The following is a 7026-nucleotide window of genomic DNA, read 5'->3' as shown; positions in this document are numbered from 1 at the left end:
GTTCAGCCGGGTGCTCTTCCGGCTGGTCCTGTAGGTCCTGCTGGCGCTCCTGGTGCTCCGGGATTAGATGGGGCTCCTGGTCCTGCTGGCGCTCCTGGTCCCGCTGGTCCTGTAGGTCCTGCTGGTGCTCCTGGTACTCCTGGATTAGATGGGGCTCCTGGTCCTGCTGGCGCTCCTGGTCCTGCTGGTCCCGCTGGTCCTGTAGGTCCTGCTGGTACTCCTGGTCCTGCTGGTCCTGTAGGTCCTGCTGGTGCTCCTGGTGCTCCTGGATTAGATGGTGCTCCTGGTCCTACTGGTGCTCCTGGTCCCGCTGGTCCCGCTGGTCCTGTAGGTCCTGCTGGAGCTCCTGGTGCTCCTGGATTAGATGGTGCTCCTGGTGCTCCTGGTGCTCCGGGATTAGATGGCGCTCCTGGTCCCGCTGGTGCTCCTGGTCCCGCTGGTCCCGTAGGTCCTGTCGGCCCTGCTGGTCCTATAGGTCCCGCTGGCACTCCTGGTCCTGCTGGTCCTGCTGGTCCCGTAGGTCCGGTAGGTCCTGTCGGCCCTGCTGGTACTCCTGGCCTTCCTGGTCTATCTGCTCCATCAGGTCCACCACTGGCTTATATAATTGCAACAGAGAATGCTCCTGCAGGTTTCTTCCCTGGAGAAGTAGTTTTGTTTGCTGGTACTGCAGCTCCTCCAGGATTCTTATCTCTTGAAGGTCAGTTGCTACCGATCGCTGGAAACGAGCCTCTATTCCGGGTATTAGGAACTTTATATGGTGGTGATGGAGTCACTAACTTTGCTCTTCCAAATCTCATAGGTGTAAGTCCTGTTGGCCGACCTACAAGTGTAGAATCTGTTCCTGCAGGCGGTCCTACACTGTTAGTGGATTTAGGAAATGGCAACATAGTACCTGCTAACACGGTGTTCGGGGATGTTGTAACTAATACTGGGGAGGTTGTAGACCTCGAAGATCTTCCAACTAATGATGTAACGTTGCTCCAACAATTGCAGGCATTGCAAGCACAAGCACTGAGTGCAAATAATCAAATAATACAAGAAGATCCAGAGTTAATGAATTTTGCAGACGAGCCACGACAGATACCAGACTTATTCGTTAGTACTGCTGGAAATTGATGTGTTTTAGACTTGACAATTGAATTTGATCTCAACGTTGGTTGAAGACCCGCGCTCTCCCGAAGGGGAGCGTCGCATGGGAAAACCAATCAATGTTGCGGTTCTTCTAAGGGTATGCTATTCTAAATAGACTTAGGCTGCTGGGCTAGCAGTGTCAGTCTGTGGAGCGACCGTAAGACCAAAAAGAGCTTTGGCCTTGGAGGCAGGTGCTACGAAGCAGAAAGTCCTGGGCCGCAAGGTTTAGGAATCCCGCGTTGTCGCGCCATGCGCAACGTCGGGAGGATGTCAATAGTCAATTCTCATAAATTAATCAAAAAAAGACCTTGTGGGTATTAGAAACCTGCAAGGTTTTTTTTAGTAAAAAATTAGAATCTGAATTCTAGCGGTTTTCACAAAGGTAGACTAGAGCAAAAACTATAAGTATACCTAAAGTTTAAATGGTTTCTTTCACGCTTCATCTAAACTTAAGTTCTCCTGTATACTTAAGCTTTTTGGCATAGTGGCGATCGCGGTAGTGTTGCGTAGCAATATCGCTCTTTTTTGTTCAGCTTCGTTATACACGCTCTGATACTACCGGACATGATATAACTGATTTGAACTCAAAATTGCTATTCCCCGATCAGTTTACAATTAATACTTAATGGAAATTAGAGCCAAAATTTGGAGGTAAAAATTCATGTTAGATACAATAGTATTGGGTGGTGGATGTTTCTGGTGTGTAGAATCTGTCTTTCTGTCTGTAGCAGGGGTTAAAGAAGCAGAATCTGGTTATGCTGGAGGAAATACAAAGAATCCTGACTATAGATCTATATGTTCTGGAAAAACTGGCCATGCTGAGGTTGTAAAAATTACCTTTGACTCTGAGAAAATATCACTGCGCGAAATATTAGAAATATTTTTTGTGACTCACGATCCCACAACACTTAACAGACAGGGAAATGATGTTGGTACTCAGTATCGTTCAATTATTATGTGTCACTCCCAAGAACAAAAAGATATTGCTCAAGAAGTTATTTCGACTTTGGATAATAATGGCACGTTTAATAGCCCGATAGTAACTGAGGTGGTTGATTTGAAGGAATATTATAGAGCTGAGGAGTACCATCAAAACTACTTTAACAAGAATCCTAATCAACCTTATTGTATATTTTCCATTCCTCCAAAGTTACAAAAACTCAAGAAATACTTCCCAGATAAGGTATCTGCATAAAGAGTTTTCGTATTCTTATTAAGAATAAGTTTGGCGATCGTAGGTTGGGAACAGTGAACTTTCTGTTTCACTGTGTTCTACCCAAGCTATACTAAATTATCAGGCGTTGCTGATGCGTAGCTATGATTTTTCTTGACTTGGCAATTTCGGGACGGATCGCGTACACGAATCACTTAACTATTAACTGAAAAGGATTTTAGATTTTGCCAAATTGAGGTTTGATAGCTTGATTCAGCAACGCCAATTATCATTAATTAACTAAATCAGGACTTACGCAAAGGCACTACATATGGTGACTCGGTGCGTTACGCTAGCACTAACACACCCTACTGGATCGTTTCATCTAAAAATGTGCATTAGAAAATGGGGGGTGATTGAAAAGCTTAATGCACTATTTTAGGTGAAACAGTCCACTACCAATAGCGTTTATGCGTAAGTCCTATAAATATAGTGTTTTCTTTCTATTGACATACTCCCGACTTTGTGCATAGCGCGAAAACGCGGGATTCTTCAGTCATGAAAAAATGACCGCTGTTTCGTGTGAGGTGATGTCCTCCTCCTGTATTGACCTTGATAATAACATGCATACCTCGTAGCTTGTCAAGGGTATAGGAAGGTTTTATTTGTGGAGGTATCCGACTCTTGGCCCTGGCTTTCCCATACGATGCTCCCCTAATAGCTGCCGCCACCATCCTCCGCCTTTTCCTGACGGAATGCTCCGCAAACATGTCGGCGACAGCCGTTAACGTTTGCGCAGCATGACCATAGGAAAGTTATGCGCTAGCAAAACGTGAGAGCGCGGGACTTCCCGCCAGGGAAGTTAATTGTCAAACACACGATTAAAGAAAGGTATTATTTGAGACCAAGCTGAAGTAGTTGCAGCAGAGTCATAACGATAACCGTCATCACGCATAAAAGTATGCTCCGCTTCATATAAGAAAATTTGATGAGCTATACTCGCTTGTTCCAAAGCTTGAGCTACAATTTGGCGATCGCCTTCTGGTGTATGACGGTCTTGAGTACCGAATACTATCAATATCTCACCTTGAATTTCATTCATTCGTTTAATTGTATCAGCCACTCCCTGACCTAACTTACCACTGGGAACACCAGTTGGATAACAACAAACTGTGGCTTTTATCTCTTTCTCAAAAGCAGCCCGAAATGCTAAATGCCCACCAATACAAAAACCCATAACACCTATTTTATCCTCAGCCACTGAACTTTCTGTTTTGAGAAATTCAATCACAGCTCTGGTATCCGCATCATATTCAGCTATTTTAGTTCGACGTGCATTATCATTGCCCCGCATTCGCCCCAGGTCATCTGGCTCAATGATGAAACCCACTGGCTCAGTACGATGAAAAATCTCTGGGGCAGCTACTACATAACCATAACCAGCTAAATAATTAGCTAGACGAATTATCGGACTTCCTAATTGATAGATATCACTGTAGAATAAAATACCCGGATATACTCCGTCTGGTTTGGGAGTTACTACATATACACGCATTAAGCTATCATCAACTCTTAAATCAATGTTACGTTTAGTAATTTGCACCTATTATCTCCATTATTGTCTTGAGGAATTTTTCTGCAATACAGCTTAACTTTAGCAAAATTCCGTAATTTATCGGGGATATTAACGTAATAATATCTATACTTTGAAGGCTTGTATTCCTTAAAAATTAGACTATAGATGATTTGATGGAGCTACTTGTTCAACAATATTATTCTCAAAAAATTATCGGAAAAAGTTCAGTATTTTCTAGGTTGATTTTTGCTGATTTTTAGTCAACAATAGTGTTAATGAAGTTAAACAGCAATGAAAATAATAATTCATTGTGATGAAGCTATAAATTTTCAGTACTACTTTATATCTCAAGGAGCTTGACGTGAATTTACTTAAAATCAATCAAAAAGTTTTTCAACTAGGAGTACTTACACTTGGTACATTTGCCTTATTAACTTCTTCATATAAAGTTTTAGCTTCTAACCCAGAGCAAATTGAAAAAAAATCTATGTTGATTGCTCAATCATCCCGCGAACAATGGCGTATTTGCAATAAAAAAGGAGCAAATTGGTCTGAAGTAAAATACTTTGAATCTAAAAATTATTTTGCCAATATTTGTCGCAATGGTAATGGTCAATTAACTTTAGTAGCTGGTGCTAAATCAAATCCTAATGAACTATTAGAATTACCTGTTAGTGGCAAACAAGGATATTTAGCTGTTGATGGAAGTAAAACTTTTATGATAGACAATAGTCATTTTAGTATGGCTATAAACGGAATGGTAGTTCAGAAAGAACAGGTAACTTATAGAGGGCAGTAATAAATTCCTTGATGAAATTAGGAGCATTTTTACAATTACCACTTTATATATATTGTCTAGTTAAATATTACTCTTGATCTGGGTGCAACTTATATATTCTCTTCGTCACTAACAAAAATAAAAATAATTAATAGAGTGGTCGCTAAATAAAACCTTAAAAGTGACAAAACAAATTATTGAAATATCCTTAAATTAAAATGAAACTGATTTAACTTGAATAACTGAAGTTTTTTTAATGAATGATCGAGCGATCGCGCTACATAGATGAAGCGAAGAAATACTCGGCTTACATCCTAAGACACTACGCAAAGCTATGCAGATGAAGGTCATTTCAGTTATCAGCGATCGGTTATTAGTTATCAGTACCTCCGACTAAAGCCAGAGGGTTGAAATATTGAACTTAATATTTTTTCATCCCCTTAAAAGGGGTTAATACAATAAAAACATATCTATAGATATAGTTGTGAAAACTGAGAGAAACTTTTTTGAGAATCTCGGTATAGACTTATTTATTATAGATAATGAGCAAAAAAACATGACTACCAGCCAAGCAAAAATTATTGTCCTAGATGATGATCCCACGGGTTCCCAAACTGTTCATAGTTGTCTACTTCTGACTAAATGGGATATCGAAACCCTCAAATTAGGATTACTTGATGAATCTCCCATATTTTTCATTCTCTCCAATACTCGTGCTTTGACTCCAGAGCAAGCAGCTAATGTAACACGAGAAGTTACACATAACTTAACTGAAGCGATCGCTCAATCAAATATCCAAGATTTTTTAGTCGTTAGTCGTTCTGATTCTACTCTACGGGGTCATTATCCCATAGAAACAGATGTCATAGCAGCTGAACTTGGTCCATTTGATGCTCATTTCCTAGTTCCAGCATTTTTTGAAGGTGGAAGAGTCACCCGCAACAGCATCCACTATTTAATGGTTAATGGTGTAGAAACCCCAGTTCACGAAACAGAATTTGCTAAAGATTCGGTATTTGGCTACACCTATAGTTATTTACCTGATTATGTGGAAGAAAAAACCAAAGGTAAAATTAAAGCTGAAACTGTAGAAAAATTTACACTTGATGATATTCGCTCTGGTAGTTTAGAACGTTTGATGAAAATGACTGGTAACCAATGTGGAGTTGTCGATGGAGAAACTCAAGCCGACTTAGACAAGTTTGCTAATGATTTATTGGCAGCAGCAAGTCAAGGTAAAAAGTTTCTATTGCGGAGTGCTGCAAGTATTTTAACTTCTTTAGCTGCTTTGGGAAATCAACCTATAGCTGCTGAGGAAATGAGGCAGTATGTTAGGAGTGGGAAACCAGGTGTAATTATTGTGGGTTCTCATGTTAAGAAATCTACCCAACAGTTGGAAAGGTTATTACAAGAGTCTGATGTAGTGGGTGTAGAAGTAAATGTGTCTCTTTTAGTTGAGGAGTCTGGGGAGCAGAGAGCAAGTTTACTCAAAAATATACTCGAAAAAGTTCATACTGTTCATGCAGAAGGGAAAACACCTGTGGTTTATACCAGTCGTGAGGAATTGACTTTTGAAAATGTGCAGGTGCGTTTGGAGTTTGGTGTAGCAGTTTCCGAGTTATTGATGGATATTGTTCGGGGTTTGCCGGAGGATATTGGGTTTTTGATTAGTAAAGGCGGGATTACTTCTAATGATACTCTGAGTAAAGGTTTGGCTTTAACTACTGCTAGATTATTAGGTCAGGTGTTGGCTGGTTGTTCGATGGTGCGCACTCCCGCAGAGCATCCTCAATTTCCTGAGTTACCCGTTGTTTTATTTCCTGGTAATGTTGGGGATGTGGATGGTTTAGCGACAGTTTATCAGCGTTTGAGTCGATAGTTTTTCTGAAGTAGAGTTTCCTCCCTGACTATTTTGAGAAGGGGGGAATTATCTAGAGCCGCTACACGGAAGTCATGCATTCAAAAGTCAAAAGTATTAATTGGTAAGGCTTTTAGGATTTTGTCATACCAATTTCAAAAAAGAATGTTACGAATAATAATATCATGTCCGGATAAGAGCGATCTGGAAAAAACCAAAACAGTCACTTGCAGTACAAATCTTTTTATTCTCCCTACTCCCTACTCCCTACTCCCTACTCCCTTATTTATAACTATTCAACCGGACATGATATAAGTGCAATAAAAAGATTTTTTAGGAAATGTCCCTTTGACAAAAAATAGAGTTTCCGAGCTAAAAACTGGTATTAAATCTATTCATTCTCATATCATGTCCGGTAGCATCGGTATTGTATAGCAAGGGTAGGGAACAGGGAACACTTAACTGGGAACAGGGAACAGTCAGGAATACCTAAGAGCAAGAAAAAAACTTAAATTTCCTGTAGATATTCA

General features: G+C 40.4%; 5 protein-coding genes. 4 read left to right on the top strand and 1 reads right to left on the bottom strand.

Going from position 1 to position 7026, the window contains the following annotated elements:
• Positions 1-1116, top strand: a 1116-nt coding sequence (locus F6K54_RS37015; protein ID WP_293088936.1) for a phage tail protein, incomplete at its 5' end; no start/stop codon positions are given.
• Between the two features lie 676 nt (positions 1117-1792).
• Positions 1793-2326, top strand: coding sequence for a peptide-methionine (S)-S-oxide reductase MsrA (gene msrA / locus F6K54_RS37010; RefSeq protein ID WP_293088935.1), 534 nt, complete (start codon positions 1793-1795; stop codon positions 2324-2326).
• Positions 2327-3146: 820 nt separating this feature from the next.
• Here msrA and F6K54_RS37005 read toward each other — a convergent pair.
• Positions 3147-3887 carry a dienelactone hydrolase family protein gene (locus F6K54_RS37005; RefSeq protein WP_293088933.1) on the bottom strand — a complete coding sequence of 247 codons (741 nt, stop codon included), beginning with the start codon at positions 3885-3887 and terminating at the stop codon, positions 3147-3149.
• Positions 3888-4221: 334 nt separating this feature from the next.
• Between F6K54_RS37005 and F6K54_RS37000 the strand changes: the two genes are divergently transcribed.
• The gene (locus F6K54_RS37000; RefSeq protein WP_293088932.1) at positions 4222-4659 is read left to right on the top strand and encodes a hypothetical protein; all 438 of its coding nucleotides are present in this window, start codon (positions 4222-4224) and stop codon (positions 4657-4659) included.
• Between the two features lie 535 nt (positions 4660-5194).
• Entirely contained in the window at positions 5195-6517 is a 1323-nt protein-coding gene (locus F6K54_RS36995; protein WP_293088938.1) for a four-carbon acid sugar kinase family protein, read from the top strand.
• Positions 6518-7026: the final 509 nt, after the last annotated feature.

The organism is Okeania sp. SIO3B5 (assembly GCF_010692555.1).
GTDB lineage: Bacteria > Cyanobacteriota > Cyanobacteriia > Cyanobacteriales > Microcoleaceae > Okeania.
The sequence above is the reverse complement of the archived record's forward strand: the minus strand, read 5'-3'. Positions and strand labels throughout refer to the sequence as shown.

Bases quoted from the DNA above. Each gene is read 5' to 3' on its own strand.
- F6K54_RS36995 (WP_293088938.1), top strand. From the start codon at position 5,195: ATGACTACCAGCCAAGCAAAAATTATTGTCCTAGATGATGATCCCACG.
- msrA (WP_293088935.1), top strand. From the start codon at position 1,793: ATGTTAGATACAATAGTATTGGGTGGTGGATGTTTCTGGTGTGTAGAA.